At 65.8% G+C, this 1,241-nt stretch carries 1 protein-coding gene; it reads left to right on the top strand.

What is annotated here, in order from left to right; genetic code table 11:
• Nucleotides 1-64 precede the first annotated feature (64 nt).
• A protein-coding gene (locus tag IP93_RS15575; RefSeq protein ID WP_242006901.1) for an IS3 family transposase occupies nt 65-1,215 on the top strand; the annotation gives its coding sequence in 2 pieces (ribosomal slippage) (nt 65-311 and nt 311-1,215; 1,152 coding nt in all).
• The last annotated feature ends 26 nt before the right edge of the window (nt 1,216-1,241 follow it).

Genomic DNA, 1,241 nt, shown 5'->3' with positions numbered 1-1,241 from the left:
GTGGACCGACCAGCCTTTCGTAGACATCCGGACGCCATAATTCATGGCAATGACCGAGGTGTTTATGGGCAACAGCAAGCAGTACACGGATGAGTTCCGGGCCGAGGCGGTGAAGCAGGTGATCGAGCGCGGCTTCACGGTGGTGGACGTCGCCGCCCGGATCGGGATCCCCAAGCACACCCTGTATGGCTGGGTGCAGGTGGCGAGGAAAATGGCGCCGGCATCGGGCGCTTCAGCAGCGCCGAGCGACTCGGCCGAGATCCGCCGGCTCAAGGCCGAGCTGCGGCGTGTGACCGAGGAGCGCGACATCCTAAAAAAAGCCGCCGCGTACTTTGCCAAGGGGTAAGGGCGAAGTACGCGTTCATGCGCGCGCACATCCGCGAGTTCCGCCTGGTCGCGATGTGCCGGGTGCTGGGCGTGCACCGCAGCGGCTACTACGCCTGGTTGCGCCAAGGCACCAGTGCCCGCGAGCGGGACGATCAGCGCCTGCTGGGGCTGATCAGGCACCACTGGCTGGCCAGCGGCGCGGTGTATGGCTATCGCAAGATCACCTTGGACCTGCGGGAAGCCGGCGAGCATTGCAGCCGGCACCGCGTCCGGCGGCTGATGAAGGCCGAGGGCCTGCGGGCGCAGGTGGGCTATGGCGGCAAGCCGCGCCACCGCGGCGGCCCGGTCGGTGCCGTGGCGAACGTGCTCAACCGGGACTTCACGCCGCACGCCCCGAACAAGGTCTGGGTCACGGACATCACCTACATCCGCACCTACGAGGGCTGGCTGTTCCTGGCCGCAGTGATGGACTTGTACTCGCGCCAGATCGTCGGGTGGGCAACGGCGTCCACAATGACCAGCGACCTGGTGCTGCAGGCGCTGATGGCGGCGGCATGGCGACGCAAGCCCGGCCCGGGCGTGCTGGTCCACTCCGACCAGGGCTGCCAGTTCACCAGCAACGACTGGCAGTCGTTCCTGAAGGCGCACCGGATGGTGCCGAGCATGAGCCGTCGCGGGAACTGCCACGACAACGCCGTGGCCGAGAGTTTCTTCAGCGTCCTGAAGAAGGAGCGGATCAAGCGGCAGATCTACCCGACGCGAGCCACTGCTGCTTCGGACGTGTTCGACTACATCGAGATGTTCTACAACCCGATTCGCCGGCATGGTTCCGCTGGCGGCATGTCACCGGTAGAGTTCGAAAAGCGCTACGCGCAGAGCGGCGACTGAGTGTCTATGGAACTCTGGTCGGTCCA

This window comes from Aerolutibacter ruishenii, assembly GCF_007830115.1.
Taxonomy (GTDB): Bacteria; Pseudomonadota; Gammaproteobacteria; order Xanthomonadales; family Xanthomonadaceae; genus Aerolutibacter; species Aerolutibacter ruishenii.
This window is presented reverse-complemented; position numbering and strand designations above follow the sequence as displayed.